The sequence below is a fragment of the Niallia nealsonii genome, assembly GCF_002835805.1.
Lineage (GTDB): Bacteria > Bacillota > Bacilli > Bacillales > Cytobacillaceae > Niallia > Niallia nealsonii.
In genome coordinates, this window is the sequence record NZ_PISE01000015.1 from 108,859 (window position 1) to 124,941 (window position 16,083).

The 16,083-nt window shown below is 34.7% G+C and carries 14 protein-coding genes; 2 read left to right on the forward strand and 12 right to left on the reverse strand.

Annotated features, from left to right (window positions below):
• Positions 1 to 60 precede the first annotated feature (60 nt).
• Together CWS01_RS07770 and CWS01_RS07775 are read left to right on the forward strand one after the other, a co-directional pair.
• Positions 61 to 1,641 carry a recombinase family protein gene (locus tag CWS01_RS07770; RefSeq protein ID WP_168714368.1) on the forward strand — a complete coding sequence of 527 codons (1,581 nt, stop codon included), beginning with the start codon at positions 61 to 63 and terminating at the stop codon, positions 1,639 to 1,641.
• Positions 1,638 to 3,275, forward strand: a complete 1,638-nt coding sequence (locus CWS01_RS07775) for a recombinase family protein (protein ID WP_101176625.1) — start codon at positions 1,638 to 1,640, stop codon at positions 3,273 to 3,275. Before CWS01_RS07770 ends, CWS01_RS07775 begins: the two co-directional genes overlap by 4 nt.
• 216 nt (positions 3,276 to 3,491) lie before the next feature.
• On the opposite strand, the gene CWS01_RS07780 is transcribed toward CWS01_RS07775, so the two are convergent.
• The 12 genes from CWS01_RS07780 to CWS01_RS07835 form a co-directional block, all read right to left on the reverse strand.
• Complete coding sequence (locus tag CWS01_RS07780) at positions 3,492 to 3,884, reverse strand: hypothetical protein (protein ID WP_101176626.1); 393 nt, start codon at positions 3,882 to 3,884, stop codon at positions 3,492 to 3,494.
• Positions 3,885 to 4,019: 135 nt separating this feature from the next.
• Positions 4,020 to 4,322: a DUF960 family protein gene (locus tag CWS01_RS07785; RefSeq protein ID WP_101176627.1), complete on the reverse strand. Its 303-nt coding sequence runs from the start codon at positions 4,320 to 4,322 to the stop codon at positions 4,020 to 4,022.
• 14 nt (positions 4,323 to 4,336) lie between these two features.
• Positions 4,337 to 4,693 carry a hypothetical protein gene (locus tag CWS01_RS07790; RefSeq protein WP_101176628.1) on the reverse strand — a complete coding sequence of 119 codons (357 nt, stop codon included), beginning with the start codon at positions 4,691 to 4,693 and terminating at the stop codon, positions 4,337 to 4,339.
• A gap of 531 nt (positions 4,694 to 5,224) precedes the next feature.
• On the reverse strand, positions 5,225 to 5,533 hold the full coding sequence (locus tag CWS01_RS07795; protein ID WP_101176629.1) for a hypothetical protein: 309 nt from the start codon (positions 5,531 to 5,533) through the stop codon (positions 5,225 to 5,227).
• Between the two features lie 15 nt (positions 5,534 to 5,548).
• On the reverse strand, positions 5,549 to 6,061 hold the full coding sequence (radC, locus tag CWS01_RS07800) for a RadC family protein (RefSeq protein WP_101176630.1): 513 nt from the start codon (positions 6,059 to 6,061) through the stop codon (positions 5,549 to 5,551).
• Between the two features lie 120 nt (positions 6,062 to 6,181).
• On the reverse strand, positions 6,182 to 9,391 hold the full coding sequence (locus CWS01_RS07805; protein WP_101176631.1) for a type I restriction endonuclease subunit R: 3,210 nt from the start codon (positions 9,389 to 9,391) through the stop codon (positions 6,182 to 6,184).
• Entirely contained in the window at positions 9,388 to 10,626 is a 1,239-nt protein-coding gene (locus tag CWS01_RS07810; protein ID WP_101176632.1) for a restriction endonuclease subunit S, read from the reverse strand. Before CWS01_RS07810 ends, CWS01_RS07805 begins: the two co-directional genes overlap by 4 nt.
• Positions 10,623 to 12,737 carry an N-6 DNA methylase gene (locus tag CWS01_RS07815; RefSeq protein ID WP_101176633.1) on the reverse strand — a complete coding sequence of 705 codons (2,115 nt, stop codon included), beginning with the start codon at positions 12,735 to 12,737 and terminating at the stop codon, positions 10,623 to 10,625. The genes CWS01_RS07810 and CWS01_RS07815 overlap by 4 nt, the downstream gene beginning before the upstream one ends.
• Before the next feature lie 177 nt (positions 12,738 to 12,914).
• Positions 12,915 to 13,394, reverse strand: coding sequence for a 23S rRNA (pseudouridine(1915)-N(3))-methyltransferase RlmH (gene rlmH / locus CWS01_RS07820; RefSeq protein WP_101176634.1), 480 nt, complete (start codon positions 13,392 to 13,394; stop codon positions 12,915 to 12,917).
• Between the two features lie 80 nt (positions 13,395 to 13,474).
• Positions 13,475 to 13,636 (reverse strand): CxxH/CxxC protein, encoded by a 162-nt coding sequence (locus tag CWS01_RS07825; RefSeq protein ID WP_101176635.1) that lies wholly within the window; start codon positions 13,634 to 13,636, stop codon positions 13,475 to 13,477.
• A gap of 264 nt (positions 13,637 to 13,900) precedes the next feature.
• Positions 13,901 to 15,112, reverse strand: coding sequence for a S1C family serine protease (locus CWS01_RS07830; RefSeq protein WP_101176636.1), 1,212 nt, complete (start codon positions 15,110 to 15,112; stop codon positions 13,901 to 13,903).
• 182 nt (positions 15,113 to 15,294) lie between these two features.
• On the reverse strand, positions 15,295 to 16,083 hold the full coding sequence (locus CWS01_RS07835) for an MBL fold metallo-hydrolase (protein WP_101176637.1): 789 nt from the start codon (positions 16,081 to 16,083) through the stop codon (positions 15,295 to 15,297).

The window sequence follows — 16,083 nt, forward strand, 5'->3', positions numbered from 1 at the left end:
AGGCTCAACTATTGTTGGGCCTTTACTTTATCATCTTCCCCCATCAGAAAGGTGATGTATATGAAGAAAATTAATAATGTCGCTCTTTATATTCGAGTAAGTACTATTGATCAAGCAAACTTTGGTTATAGCATATCTGCCCAAACAAAGCTTCTGAAGGAATATGCAGAGCAAAACAGTTGGACCATTTATGATACTTTTATTGATTCTGGAATTTCTGGTAAAGCTACTAACAATCGTCCTGCTCTTCAGAAGTTATTAAATGAAGTTAAACAGGGAAAATTTGAAATGGTACTAGTATGGAAAATTAATCGCCTTGCTCGAAATATCATTGATCTATTGGAAATCGCCGATTTTCTAAAAAAACATCAAGTATCCCTTCAAAGTATCACAGAACAGTTTGACTTGAGTACTCCACTAGGAGAATTCACTCTACAAATGATGGCAGCTGTGGGTGAACTTGAAAGGAAAACCATTGCAGAAAATATGCAACTTGGCCGACAACAAAGGAACAGGCAAGGAATCTACTGCGGTTCAAAAATTCTTGGTTATGAAACAGTTACTACCAATGTCCATTCCAAGAGACGAGGAACAACTGAGATAAAGATAGTTCCAAGCGAAGCAAGGATAGTTAAGCATATTTTCAAAATGTATGCTGATGGTTTTGGGTACAAAGCTATAACAAATGATTTAAACAAAAATGGTTTTAGAAGCAAGTATAATAAGCATTTTTCTACTAATACCATTAGAACTATCTTAAATAACGTCGTATATCTAGGAAAAATCCGTTACTTTGATCCCAAAGTACAACAGGAACAAATCCTTGATGGTCAACATGAACCGGTTATTGAAAGTCAACTTTGGGATAAAGTCCAAAATCGATTATGTTCGAAACAAAGAGTTGTAAAGATCGAGCAACGTGCCTTTCCCCTGACAGCTCTTTTACGATGTCCAGATTGTCAATCTAGTATGATCCCTTTTCATACAAAAGGATATCGAAAAGACAAGGATTCTGTAACTTACCATTACTACATTTGTAATCAGTACCAAAACAAGGGCATCAAGGCTTGTAAGCCAAACTCTGTCCCTGCTGATAGAATTGAAAGGCTTGTAATTGATCGCATACAACAGTTCATTACCTATCCGAAATTACTCGAAGATATTGTAGATAAAATTAATATGAAAGCTATAAATGAGGTGTCATCCCTTCAAAAGAAGATCAGCCAAATAGACAAAAAGCTAAAAGGTTTAGACCGGAATCGTAAGAATTATTTCCAGCTGTTCGAAGAAGAGTTTATCGATAAAAGTACCTTTGTTGAACGTATAGATTCCATTAAATCACAAGTAAAGTCTTTCAGCGATATAAGAGATCAGCTTGAGAATGAAATATCAAAAGCACTATCTAAACAAATTGATTTTCATAAAGTTGAATCCACTATAAAACATTTTGAAAAGTTATGGCACTTAGCTTCTCCGGATAAGCAAAAACAATTGCTATCAGCTCTAATCAATAAAATCATCTTGCAGAAAGTAGATAATTCAAAGTCGGTTAATATCCACTTCAATAGGGATGTACTTCCATACATCATAGAGGGAGTTATGGATACTAACTTATCATTGGAAGGAGGACACTCAATATGAATCAACCAACCCGAGTAGCCATTTATGGTCGCGTTTCTACAGAAGAACAAGCAGAACATGGATATTCCATCGATGCTCAGCTTGATACTTTACAAACTTATTGCAAGATGCATCAAAAGATTGTGTATAAAGAATATGTTGATCGTGGGATTAGTGGTAAATCGATGGAGGGACGCTACGAATTACAACGTTTACTCCTAGATGCTAAAAATAAAGAATTCGATGAAGTAATCGTTTGGAAAATTAATCGCATTAGTCGTCGTACCATTGACTTACTTAAGATAGTTGATGATCTTAATCGATATGGTATTACATTTCGTAGCTTCTCAGAAAACTTTGAGACTGAAACCCCTATGGGAAGATTTGCATTACAAATGTTAGGTGCTGTAGGTGAACTTGAACGTAACACCATCGTGGATAATGTAAAGATGGGCATGAAGGAACGTGCCCGCACAGGACAGTGGAACGGTGGTATTGTACTTGGCTATCATAGTACTAAATCATATGGTGATCGAAAAAGAAATAATTCTAAACTTGAAACCGTTCCATCAGAAGCAGCTATTGTCCGTAAAATATTTGGTCTTTATGCATCTGGAAAAGGTTTAAAGGCTATCGCTAATCAACTTAATCATGAAGAACTAGTTACTAAACGTGGTAATTCCTTTAGCACATCAGCTATCAAGGAAATTCTTCTTAACCCTATTTATATCGGTAAAATACGATTCAATCGATATGAAAATTGGAATGAACAACGCCGAAAAGGAAAAAGCGATAATCCCATTATTGTGGATGGTGAGCATGAAGCAATTATTTCACCAGAACTTTGGGAAAAAGTTCAACATCTACAACGTAAAAAATCAAAGGTACATCCCCGACACTTTGAAGGAAACTATACTTTAACAGGGCTATTACGCTGTCCCCAATGTGGGGCGTCTATGGTTTCAAGTAGAACCATTAACCGTTCTAAGGACGGTGAAAAAATAGTTCGTCGCTATTATTCATGTGGGGCATTCCGTAGTAAAGGAAGCTCAGTTTGTAGTGCTAATAGTGTTCGTGCTGATGAATCTGAACAATACGTCTACCAACGTATAAAGGAGGTTATTATCCATCCAAAAATTTTAAAGGACATTGTATCTCAAATTAATAATGACAAAAAATTGAATGTACAACCACTAAGAAAAGAGCTCCAGCAAATCGATAAAAAATTAGAGCAATATGAGGCAAAGCGTAAGAAGTATTTTGGTCTATATGAAGAAGATTCTATCGATAAAGAGCTGCTAGTAGAAAGACTAGATGAACTAAAAAAAGAGGCAGACCTAATTAGTACTAGAAAATCTGAAATTGAATGGCAATTACAAGAGGATAATAGTCAAACACTCGACTATTCTTTTGTAAAAAATATCCTCTCGCAAATTGATAAACTATTACAGTCTGCATCAGCTGATAAAATTAAAGCTTTACTTCATTTAGCCATTAAACAAATTACTGTAAAAGAACGCAAAATTGATACGATCGTACTAGCATTTGACGAGAATAATGTGAATCATTTTTTAAGTTGTTCCCCTTCCGATAGAAATTCGGAAGGGGCTTTTGCTTTGCCCAAGCAGAAGCATAGATTCACTATAGTTATTTAATTGATATTCTCTCCTAAATATTAAAATAAATATTGTTTCTCTTTTGGATTAAAATAGTTTCACGTGAAACTTCTAGGAGACATTTTTACCTTATTACATTAAAAGCAAAGATTTACATGAAACGTAAAAAAATTAAGGTCCTATGTAATAGCCTTAATTTTTTTGTAATATTTAAAACTATTTCTCTATTAAATTAATATTGATAAATATAAACTATTATTCATTAGTATTATCGTTATATTTGTTCATAAGATGCTCTTTAATGCTATCATTAACAAACTTAGTGATCGACTCGATTTGGCCTTGTTGCTGCAGTATTCGTATGATTTGTTGTACATTTTTTTCTAAATAAGTAGTAATTCGGACATGTGTATCCGAGAAAGATTGCTTCTTAGGCTTTATTTTAGGAATAAAGGGCTTTCCATTTAACAAGAGCATTTCTTCTGATTCATCTCTAGTGCTAGCATAAGTACATTCTATCTCGGAGTCTTCATCTTCCAATTCTTCTTCATATTCCTCATAGCCTTCTTCAAGTTTTACCTCTTGCTCACGGAATCTACTTAAATCAATATTCCGCTTTCTTCTCATACCATAATAAACATCATCCATTTGTATCCACAACTCCTTAAAGAATAATTTATCTACATAGAGGTTTATGTACACATGTATGTCTACGTCATCCCATTATTTTATTGTTTTTATTCCTTTGTAGAAAAATAAAATAAAAAAAGAGTAGTCTATTTATTAATAGTCATCTGGGAATAAAATAATGATTCCTTCGCTATCCTGATCCATTACCCATATCGTTCGTTCAATAGGGTCAGAGTCATCTAGCATCACGAAAATTTTTGTTTCTCGATTTGGTACCTCCTGTCTCTGTATAAGCCATTGCTCATTATCTTCTATATAGAAATCAAATACTTGCAGATAATCGGTTAATTGGCTCTGATGCTCTTGTAAATATTGAATGATGGATTGCTTATGCTCAATGCTTAATTTCTCAGAAACAGCTCTTGTCATGTAAATTGACTTATGTGGTTCAAACATTGTTTATCCCCTCCTTATCGCTGAAGCCACTGTTCAAAATGTGAATCAAATGTTCCTTCTAAAAAGTAAAGTAAGATCATTTGATGATCATTCATAATCCCTATTCGAAAGTACATACAATTGTCCTTTGACTCTTTCTCTACATATTCAAGATGTAGCATTTGTGAGGCAATGAAATTAGCATCATCCTTCTCTTCTAAATGATAAATACATGACCAGTTTGGTAATCGGAATGATTTTAATAATTCACCGTTCCCTTCTGCCTCAAACCAATTGATAAATTCTTCTTCCAATGCCTTTAAATAATTGAAGTCTATATTTCCTCTTGCTTTCAATTCCTCTATATCCGAAAGAGTTTTGATAATTTTCATTAATTATTACTCCTTTCTCGTTGAAAATGTGGTCTTTTATGTGATCCTCTTAATCTTTTTCTATAAATTTAAAAAGAGAGATCCCTCATAGTTATCCGGGCTCCCTCTAATCCCTTACATAATAATTAATCCTAATTTAAAAAGAGCCATGAACACTTATTAAGTATTCATGGCTCTTACTTTTTAATAATATTGATGATTTTCTTAATTGTACAAGTAGTACATGGAACATAACATGTACATGGATAAATCTTCATTGGGTCAACCCTTTCTATTGGTTTACTTTGTATTATTATTTATTATTTCTTTAGCAACCTCTGTTGCTACTGCAACAAGTATTGTTATAACTGCTTTCTCCCACATACGACTTCACCTCTTTTTAAAGCGATGCTTAATAAAAAATTAAATTAATACCTATATCTACTTTCAATTCCCCAATTGTGTTCAATAAGGTAATTTTTCCGATTAATAATAATGTGGTGATACATACTTATATTAGCTCGTCTCCTCAGTCTCATATTGTTATTATTTTCACTTACACCTCTTCAAAAACCGATGAGTAATTGGCTCCCCATTAAGAATTAACACAATATATTCCCGTTCTCTAGTTTCTGGATTTACCGCTATACCAGCAATCCAATCATTACCCTTATCATCTTCATAAAGCAGAGTATCAAATAAGATTGGATTGGGTAACTGTTTTAAGTGCTTAATTGATATAAGCTTTTCATCAATCTCATCTTGATATAGTTCCGTTGATTCAAAGCTGATTTTACTTTCTTCCAATACAATATCGCTATGTTGGATCATAAATTTTTTAAAAAGTTTAATACTCTCCATACTTCTATCACTCCTTCAGCAATATCCTTTTTCTTTTAGTGATACAAATTTATCTGCACATACAATCAAATGATCCAACACCTCAATCCCTATAATCTTGCCAGCCTCAACTAGCCTTTTTGTCACTTCAATGTCTTCCTTACTTGGTGTTGGATCATTACTTGGATGATTATGAGCAACAATTATCGATGCTGAATTTGATAGAATAGCAGGCTTTAGAACCTCCCTAGGATGAACGATACTAGCGTTTAAACTTCCCATATGACACACATTAATGGCTGTTGGTTGGTTTTTAGTATCTAAACATACAACTAAAAAGTACTCTCGGTCAGCTTCCACTATCAACTGTTTTAGTAGCTTGTAAGCATCTTCTGGAGATTTTACATTCCTTTCTGAGTACAGAAAGCTGGTTTCCTTTACAACTTTTAAACTGACGATATTGACTCTTTTTGCTGACTTTATTTTTACCACATTACTACCTCCTAATATTTCTAATTGCAATTGGTTATTTGTTTCATATCCCTTCATGGATAACCTCCTCAAAATAAAATTAGCCCTAACTCAATGAGAGTTAGAGCTTTTAATTACAGAACATACATTCTACAATTATAATATATATTTAAAGGGTCGCTTATTACATTACTGAAATTACAAAGCATTCCCATACATAGGTGATGGAAGCTTTGGATAAACTCTAAAAACATGTTGAAACACTATCTCTGCCTTAGTTTTTACATCCTCTTCTGTAAAGCTTTCTACAGGTAAACCTGTGTCTTCACTCCAAAGAAAATCATGAATAGCAGTACGGACAGCATCCCTTGTTGCTTCTTTTTCTTTCCAATGGTCAATTTTTAATTTCTCTTCTTTAAGAGTCTTAAGCAACTCAATTGCAACCTTCTTAATATTTGTTATCTCTTCTTTGGATAGTTTTGTTTTCTTCAACAGATCAAAGATTGCAAGTTCCTCTTCGTTCAGGCCTTCTCGTACAGCTCTATTTTCCTCAGTACCAAGATCCTGTGCAAATTTTAATAGAACTTCAAAAGTCTTTTCAATTGTTAGTCTATCTTTTTCTTTATTATAATCTGATACAATTTTTTCATAGTGCCTTTGAAAATCAGTACGATCGAGATTTTGTGAAAGTAATCGACTAAGACGTAGTTCAATTGCTTGCTTTAAGTTCTGAACAGTTGTCTTCTTAGCAGGGCTTTGTTCAAATTCTTTCCGAAGACGGTCAAAATCAATATCTGCTATGTTATAAGGAGTTGAATCCTCTTGAATATTTATAGTTGTTGTTATAGCTTCATCAACAACTTGATGCAGTTGACGAATAATATCTGTTATGTCTGCTTGATCTCTATCTTTTTGTAGGCTACGGTAAATAATATTAATAGCGTCATACTCTTTACGGTGATCATTAACACCCTTGATATTAAGGCAAGATTTGAATTTCTTAAATACCTCTCTACACATTACTTCAAAACGCTTACGTGTTTCATCATTTTCATTTGCAGCTTCTTTTGAAGCAAGTATAGCAGCATTTCGTTCAAATCCATTTTTTTCAATAATATTATCTAGTGATGCATTTCTATCTATTAGAAAGGTCCGGACAAATGCTATGGATTCAGCTAAATCTGCCAAGAGCTCCTCATCAGGTTTAGCTGGATCAGTGTCACCACCTTCATCTCCACGGCCACTATCCCCATGGCCAGCATAAGTAGCCAATGCAGCACGTAAATTCTTTAAGATCCCACAATAATCTACTATCATTCCATTATTTTTACCTTCATGTACTCTATTCGCTCTAGCGATAGTCTGCATTAAAGTATGAGCCTTGAGTGGTTTATCGAGATATAGCGTTGACAGACTTGGTACATCAAAACCGGTAAGCCACATTGCACATACAATAGCTATACGAAAAGGATGTTCCTCTTTCTTGAAAGCAGATTCTATATCAATCCGTTCACCATCATTGCTTTCAAAGCCTGATTTTATCAATTTTCGATGTGGAGTAATATCTAAATCCCACTTTTGAAATTTTGCTACTTCACCTTGTTCTTCACTAACAACAACCGCCATCTGGATTTCTTTCATCCATTCAATCTGTCGGCTTCGATACATATCTTCTTGTTGGTCTGCGGCTTCAGAAACTTTTGATTGAAGTTCTAAAATATATTCCTTCCAATACTTCTGAATTAAATTGAACATACGAACACAAGTGATTTTGTCTATGCACACTAACATAGCTTTTCCTGTTTCCCAAGCTGTTGAATAATGAATAACAAAATCACGTGCCACTTGATCTAACCTTTTTTCTGCAGTAATGATGTGATAGTCTCGTTTAAGTTCTTTCTCTAATCTTAATTCAACATCAATATTCTCTGCTTCCAATTCCTCTAGTTTTTGAGCAATCTTTTCATTTAATTCATTTGTAGCAATTCCTAGTTTGTCTCCACGAGCATCATAATAGAGTGGTACAGTTGCCTTATCCTCAACAGCACGTTGGAAATCGTAGGTTGAGATGTAATCCCCAAATACCTGGCGAGTTAACTCATCATTCTTAAAAAGGGGAGTACCAGTAAAACCAATATAACTTGCATTAGGAAGTGCATTACGCATATTTAAAGCAAGGCGACCATATTGGGTACGGTGAGCTTCATCGCTTATCACAATAATATCTTCACGTTTGGAGTAGCCTTCATCTGGATCAACATCTTGGTTAAACTTCTGAATCAAGGTAAAAATATACGCTTTATGCTGTCCCAGCAATTCCTTTAAGTGATCCCCATCAGATGCACGGCATGGATCTCGATCGTTGTCTACAAGGCCACAGCCTGAGAAGGTTTTATAAATTTGAGAGTCAAGGTCTTCCCGATCGGTACTTATTAAGAAGGTAAAATTACCGCCCAGTTTTCTATGAACCTTTCGTGTAAAAAAGACCATTGAGTAACTTTTACCCGACCCTTGAGTATGCCAGAAAACTCCTAATTTCCGCTGTAATTCATCTCGTTTTTCTACTGCCTTAACTGCTCGATTGACCCCTAGAAACTGGTGATTCTGAGCCAAGATTTTTACAGGTGAACCTTTGGATTCATCAAATAATATGAAATTCTCGAATAGATCAATTAAATTTTCCTTGTTACAAGTTCCTTTAAGAAGAGTCTCCATATCTACAACGCCTGGATCTTCTTCTTCAAGGCGTTTCCACTCATGAAAGTGTTCAAAACGACTCGAAAAAGTACCAATTTTCGCATCATTACCGTTTGCTAGGATAATAAATGCATTATGATTAAATAAGTGAGGAATTGTATCCTTATAATCAGAAAGATTCTCCTCATATGCATGTCGTATATCCCGGCTAATTATTTTTAACTCCATAAATACTAGAGGAATACCATTAACAAAACCTACAATGTCAGCTCTTCGACGATAGATTTCGCCTTGAACCCATAGTTCCCGAACACAAAGGAAATGATTCTTTAAAGGTTCCTTGAAATTAAATACTTTTAATCTTTCCCTTTTTAACTCACCGTTTTCATTACGAAAAGAAACTTGAACCCCATCCCTTAGTAAATTGTGCTTTTCAAGATTAGTAAGAAGCGTTGTTTGACTTGTGCTGTATTCTACAATCTGTCTTACAGCCTCGTTATAAGCAACTTCGGGGAAACCCGGATTAAATTCCTTTAATTTAATCCTTAAGTATCGTGTTAATACAACATCCCTATCGGACCCACGACCTAATGTGCCGTCAGTTCCAAATAATTCAGAATTATAGGCGAAAACTGACTCCCACCCAAGTTCATCTTGTAAGTAATCTGCCGTTGTCTGTTGGACGAGAGTATCTTCATTAAAGATACTCATACAGATATTTCTCCTTTCATTAACCTTGGAAGTAATAAGCTTTGAGCTTTATATAGCGCTTTATTTTGATCTAAAAGTGTTGATATCTCCTTTCTTAAAGGAATGATATATTCATCAAATAAGTTTAAAAGCGAACGTGGTGGTACATTTAGATTAAAATCAACTAATAGTTTAGCACTAGCACTTTTGCGTGTAGAACCTGTGCTGACTCCAGTTACAAATCCTTGGTAGGCAGAATCTAAAAGTGTATAAAACAAATAATAGCTACTCATTAGTTCCTTGTCTTTAATTTTCATTCGAACTAGATAAGAAGCAAAAACAGAGGGTATTTCCTTTTCAACAATACCTACTTTGCCGGGATCAGCCATACGAATAACAACAATATCACCGATATCTAGTTTGTATTTATCATAGTCCGTACTATTTATCTTACAATATGGAACAGAACTCCAATCAATGTAATTCACCTTATTAATGTCAGTTCCTCTTAAAAACTTCGGTCCAACAGGATCAGTTTGTGCAGTTTCAGTGAATCCATATTGGGTTGTAACTAATTCAGATAAGTGCAAATTTCTCCATCCACCTGGTAATTCATTAATAAATTGGGTATTTTCATTACCTGGGAACCTTAAGTGAACAAACCACTCTTTGTATAGAAGACGGGCTGCATTATCAAGAAGTGTTATTCTCTTTGTATTATTTTCAATAAGATCATCGTATTTCGAAAGAAGATCAACAATTTTTTCTTGCGTTGGCAAATCAGGTAATTGGAATGAGATTCGCTTAATAACATCTTGATTTAAAGATGCCATAGTCGCCTTATTTGAACATTGATTAATCATCCATTGCTTGTGATTTTCAGTCATAATGAAATATGAAAAATACTGAGGATTTATTTCATCTGTCAGAAAACGCAATCGTATACAGTCAGACCCCTGCATCCAGCCATATTCGTTTTCTGTCACAATTAAGTGACGATCCACAGCTCCCTTTCTACCGAAAACTATATCATTCCTTTGAAGAATGTGCTTCTTTAGACGATTAACTACATGGTCAGGTACGAACTCTAATCTATCTTTACGTAAACTACCATATCCAATATTTCTTACGTTTATGACCGGAGTTCCCTCTTCAGTGTAATCGGATGCTTTTAATTGAGTACCAAATGGTCCTGTTTGAAGATCAATTTTTGAATCTACTACCAAATCACCTAAAGTAATGACTTTCCAACTCATAAACCTAACCTCTCAAAGTTTTTTTTAATCATTGCTGCTAATTCTGTTGCTTCTTCATTAAGACCTTCTATTTCAATGTGAATATTATTAATCTCCTCATCAAAATCAAAGTCATCATCTTCTTTCTGTGGTGCTACCCCTACATATCTCCCTGGATTCAAACTCCAATCATTAGCTTCAATTTCTGTTCTGTTAACTAGTTTGACCAATCCGTCTATATCACACAATTCCCCATCAGGAAAGTGGGTTGTCAGCCAAAATGCCTGCTTATGGAAGTAGCGAACTAATTTTAATTGATCTACAACTTTCTTCCAATAACTTTCTAACTCTTTTCGAGTTTTTGAGATTTCACGTGTGTTCCAAAGATCATTCTCTTTCGCTTGTAATTCTTTTTCGCTTATATCGATAAGACGGCATAGTAATTTGTAGAGATTTTCTACATGTTTAATAAGGTTTTTACTATCCTTCGATAAAGAAGTGAGTTCAACAGTTTTTTCGTTTAATGATTCATTATTAATTTCACAATTTTTCCACTTAAATTGTTCATTTGTAATTTTTGAGAAAAATACATTTTTTTCCTTTTCAAATACTTGTAGCTCTCTTTCTAGTTCATTTATTAATTCAAAGTGGATTGAATCCTTATTCAATGCTTTATGGAAAGGCGACATCATTTCAGTGAGATCTTTAATTAATTTTGCGTATATTGAAAGAATATCTATTGTCTGGTCATCTTCATCCTTATAATTGAAGCATTTCCAACCTTCAGAAATGGTAGATTCTATATAGTTATTAATGAGATTAAGAAATCTGTCCTTTTCTCCTCTATAAAGCCAAATAATAGAAAGAAGATTTTGAAGTTGCTCTGGGCTAAAATCGAAAATTTTACGAGTTATCTTTCTGTAGATATTCTTTGCATCAATCATTAGTACTTTATCTTTATATTCCTCCGGCTTTGCTCGGTTCAGAAACCATAATTCACAAGGAACTGTTCTAGTGTAAAAAAAGTTTGATCTAACAGCAACCATTATATCTACTGAACCCGTTTCAATAAGCTTTTGACGAACCTTTGCTTCGTCCCTCCCTGCACTTGAAGCCTGCGAAGACATAACAAAACCAGCGCGTCCAGTTTCATTTAGATAACTGTAAAAATAGCTAATCCAAAGATAGTTACCATTAGTAACTTTATCGTTTTTATTTACTCCCGGTAATCCAAAAGGTAGACGCATATCAGACTTTATTTTTTCTGCGTCTACTTCATCAACATTGAATGGGGGATTTGCCATTACATAATCAGCTTTTCCGACAAGTTGATGTGGATCATCGTAATAAGTTATTGCCTTTTGGATGTCCCCCTCTAGCCCGTGAACGGCCAAATTCATTTTTGCCAATCGAATAGTGGTAGGGTTTTTTTCCAACCCATAAAATGTAAGCCTCTCGGTAGGATTGGCATGAAGTCGCTCTAAAAAATGGGCACTTTGTACAAACATTCCGCCAGATCCACAGGCAGGGTCGAGGATAACTCCATTATCTGGCTCTAATGCATTTGCAATAAAAGAAACCAATGATACTGGTGTAAAAAATTCTCCCCCATCATGTGCTCCCTGGTTGGCAAATTGAGTAAGAAAGTATTCATAAATACGTCCAAATATATCTCCTGATGCATTTTTTAATTCATCAGGGTTAAGGGTACGAAGAAGTTGCCCTAGTACTGCGTTATCTAAATCCTGATATTCCGATTTCGGTAGTTGACCCTTTAATTGCTCGTAATCCTCTTCTATAGACTCCATCGCATCAATAATTGCCTTGGCTCGATCGTCTGCATCTGTAAGTGATACGAGGTTATCAAATTGTGCTTTTTCTTGTAGGAAGATTGACCCATTTTGTGAAAAATCCTCTTTAGTTAGTTCGCGTGTCTTACCTCCACGTTTTGGTAAAGATGCTATTACTTCGTCTCTTACATTAAGAAATCTACTATAAGCATGGCGTAAAAAGATCAATCCCATAACAGGCATAAAATACTCATTACTTGCATAATTAGAGTTAGAGCGAAGGGTGTCGGCAGCTCCCCACAGTCTCTTTTCTATTGCTTCTATATTTTCTAATTGTGACATTGGTAATCTCCTTTGATAGCTAATATAATTTATATTACCATATTATTGAAAATAGTGGTGTTGTAAGAAATAACCACCATGATTTTACCTAATTTTTACACTATAAGCTTATGGTAATTTCAAAAAAAAACTGTACCTATCTCCAGATACAGTTTTTAAACTCAGAAAATTTCGCATTTACTTATGGTACGGTTCACCCCGATTAATCCGAAACGCCCGGTAAACCTGTTCCACCAAAACAAGCCGCATCAACTGATGGGGGAATGTCATTTTGCTGAAGGAGAGCTTATCGTCTGCTCTTTTTAAAACATCATTGCTTAATCCTAAAGAACCGCCTATAATAAAAGCTACTTTGCTTTTTCCATATGTGGCGAGTTTATCTAGTGTTTCTGCTAGTTCTTCGGAGGATTTTTGTTTGCCTTCAATGGCCAGCGCGATAACATGGGCATCTTGAGAAATTTTTGCGAGGATTCGTTCACCCTCCTTATTTTTCACTTGTTCCATTTCTGCATTGCTTAGTATTTCTGGCGCCTTTTCATCGGGAACTTCGATGATTTCGATTTTAGAATAGCTTGATAATCGTTTTGTATATTCATCGATTCCTTGCTTTAAGTATTTTTCTTTTAGTTTTCCAACTGTAATAATGGAGATATTCACATGTATTCCTCACTTTACAAACAACTTATCCACATAACTTATCCACATATCCACATTTTAAATCCACATATAGTATGAAATCATTTGTTCGCTACCATATATATGGCGATATTCTTGCAATATTCACAGGTTGTTGATAACTTTTCCTCTTCTGAAATGTTTTCCAAAATAGGAAATGTCTCATGCTCATTTACTATCGTATCTATTGCTATATCAATATGTTCAGCACAACTATAAATCATTTTTTCTTCTCCTTTTTTACCTATAAATCTAATTTTTCAAAATATTCCTGTGGATAACCCTGTTTTTAACTTTTTTTAGTTATCCACATCTCATCTTATCATTCTATCTCAAAACTGCAACCATTCCTTTTAAAATTCTCTACTAAGTCCATATTCTCTTATTTATTTTTCCTTTTAATACTTTTTTTATAAAATTTTTTGTACATTTATTTTATACTTCCTTCTAAATAGAAAACAGGAAGAACAAATTCTTCCTGTTTTTGATTATCGATTATCTTCAGATAACGTTAATTCCGCTGTCATCTGTTTTCCTTCACGATAATATTTTACTTTCAATTTATCGCCTATTTTTTTCTCGGTATACAAATGTTTTCGTAAATCAATTAAATCGCTGACTTTTTCTCCATCAAGCTCAACAATAACATCTAATTCCTTTAATCCAGCTTTTGATGCTGGAGAATTTGGACTAACATCTTTAATTGCTACACCATCTGTCACGTTTTCTGGAAGCTTTAATGCCTCTTCTTGATAATATCCTGGAATATCGCTGACAGATTGAAGCTCTACTCCCATATATGGTCGTTTCACTTCACCGTACTTTTCTAAATCTTGAATGATTGGTTCTGCTGAGTTAATTGGAATAGCAAGACCAATTCCTTCTACAGAGGATTCGGAAATTTTCATACTGTTAATGCCAATTAATTGACCTGCAATATTAATTAATGCCCCTCCACTATTGCCAGGATTAATGGCAGCATCTGTCTGAATAACTTCTGACTGCCAATCAGTTACCCCATCTTCGTTAATATCTACTGGTATCGTCCGCTGTAGTCCTGATACAATTCCTTGCGTGACAGAACCGGAGAATGTCATGCCAAGTGGGTTACCGATGGCGATAACAGGTTCACCGGCCTTTAGCGTGTCGGAATTTCCAAACTCAGCAATTTTACTGACTTCTTTTGCATCTACTTCTACAACAGCAAGATCTGTCCATACATCAGCACCCACTAGCTTTGCACTAATCTTTTTTCCATCCGATAAGGTTACCTCAAGTTCGCTTGCACCTACCACTACGTGATTGTTTGTAACAATATATGCTTTATCCCCATTTTTTTTGTAAATAACGCCAGATCCTGTACCTGCTTCCTGTGCAGAGGTATCTTCCCAAAAATTAGAGGCTTGAAGATTACTGATGCCAACTACTGCATCAGCTGCCTTATCAACTGCTTTTGTTACATTGGTTTCTACATTTAAAGAAACATTCTTCGTATTTAAGTCCTTATCCTCTGTTATGGTAATATCATCATCAGTTTGCTTTTCAGTCGATAAAATTCCATTATCGGAAAAACGGGTTACTATTAATAAAACAAGCAACGCACCTATAATGGCACCTATAAATCCCGAAAAGAAATAACCTTTTTTTCGTACTGGCTTTTCTCTTTGATTTCGGTATTCAAAATCCTCTTCATTTGCCACCTACACCATTCCTTCCTTTTAAAGAGCTAAAACATATGCTTTATTATGTAAATAAAAAGTCATTACATAAGTTCTTTATTTATTTTTCCTTATTTTTTTAAAAACAAACAAAATAACTGCTTTCTTTTATAGAGAAAAATAAAAAACGACCTAGAATAAATTTTCTGGCCGTCTTTTTATACTTAAATAGTTGTTAAAATTGTTGGCATTTTTGGGTCTGTATCTTTTAAACTTACTTGTTCATTCAGCACAATGCCTTTGCTTTCTAATGTTTGTGCAACAGACATTCTTGCCAGTTCTTTCATATTATTATCCTGACTTAAATGGGCTAAATATATATGTTTGGTACGGTTGCCGATCACTTCACTCATAGCAATTGCAGCATCTTCATTTGAAACATGGCCTACATCGCTTAGTATTCTTCTCTTAGTATTCCAAGGATACCTGCCCATCCTAAGCATTTGCACATCATGATTGCTTTCAAATACATAGGAATCAGCATTGCTTATTATACCTTTCATTCGATCGCTGACATAACCTGTATCTGTAATCAATACAAGCTTTTTATCGCCTTCATGAAAGATATAAAACATCGGCTCCGCAGCATCATGAGAAACACCAAAAGACTCGATGGACAAGTTTCCAAAAGTTTTTACTGTTTCCATACCAAAATGAAATCTTTGCTCTAAGGGGATTTCCCCAATATGTGAGCTCATAGCATTCCAAGTTTTTTCATTTGCATAAATAGGCAATTTATATTTGCGAGCAATAATTCCGACCCCTTTAATATGGTCGCTGTGCTCATGGGTTACTAAAATGCCAGTGAGCTTATTCATTTTCCGGTTGACTTGCTCAAACAATGCTTCCATTTGTTTTCCGCTTAATCCTGCATCAACCAAAAATGAATATTCCTCACTTTCTACATAAATGGCATTGCCAGTACTCCCGCTTGCGAGAACACTAAACTGCAT

Excerpts from the sequence above, each read along its gene's own strand:
- CWS01_RS07770 (WP_168714368.1), top strand. The coding sequence starts at position 61 with ATGAAGAAAATTAATAATGTCGCTCTTTATATTCGAGTAAGTACTATT.
- CWS01_RS07775 (WP_101176625.1), top strand. The coding sequence starts at position 1,638 with ATGAATCAACCAACCCGAGTAGCCATTTATGGTCGCGTTTCTACAGAA.
- CWS01_RS07780 (WP_101176626.1), bottom strand. The coding sequence starts at position 3,884 with ATGGATGATGTTTATTATGGTATGAGAAGAAAGCGGAATATTGATTTA.
- CWS01_RS07785 (WP_101176627.1), bottom strand. The coding sequence starts at position 4,322 with ATGTTTGAACCACATAAGTCAATTTACATGACAAGAGCTGTTTCTGAG.
- CWS01_RS07790 (WP_101176628.1), bottom strand. The coding sequence starts at position 4,693 with ATGAAAATTATCAAAACTCTTTCGGATATAGAGGAATTGAAAGCAAGA.
- CWS01_RS07795 (WP_101176629.1), bottom strand. The coding sequence starts at position 5,533 with ATGGAGAGTATTAAACTTTTTAAAAAATTTATGATCCAACATAGCGAT.
- radC (WP_101176630.1), bottom strand. The coding sequence starts at position 6,061 with ATGAAGGGATATGAAACAAATAACCAATTGCAATTAGAAATATTAGGA.
- CWS01_RS07805 (WP_101176631.1), bottom strand. The coding sequence starts at position 9,391 with ATGAGTATCTTTAATGAAGATACTCTCGTCCAACAGACAACGGCAGAT.
- CWS01_RS07810 (WP_101176632.1), bottom strand. The coding sequence starts at position 10,626 with ATGAGTTGGAAAGTCATTACTTTAGGTGATTTGGTAGTAGATTCAAAA.
- CWS01_RS07815 (WP_101176633.1), bottom strand. The coding sequence starts at position 12,737 with ATGTCACAATTAGAAAATATAGAAGCAATAGAAAAGAGACTGTGGGGA.
- CWS01_RS07825 (WP_101176635.1), bottom strand. The coding sequence starts at position 13,636 with ATGATTTATAGTTGTGCTGAACATATTGATATAGCAATAGATACGATA.
- CWS01_RS07835 (WP_101176637.1), bottom strand. The coding sequence starts at position 16,083 with ATGCAGTTTAGTGTTCTCGCAAGCGGGAGTACTGGCAATGCCATTTAT.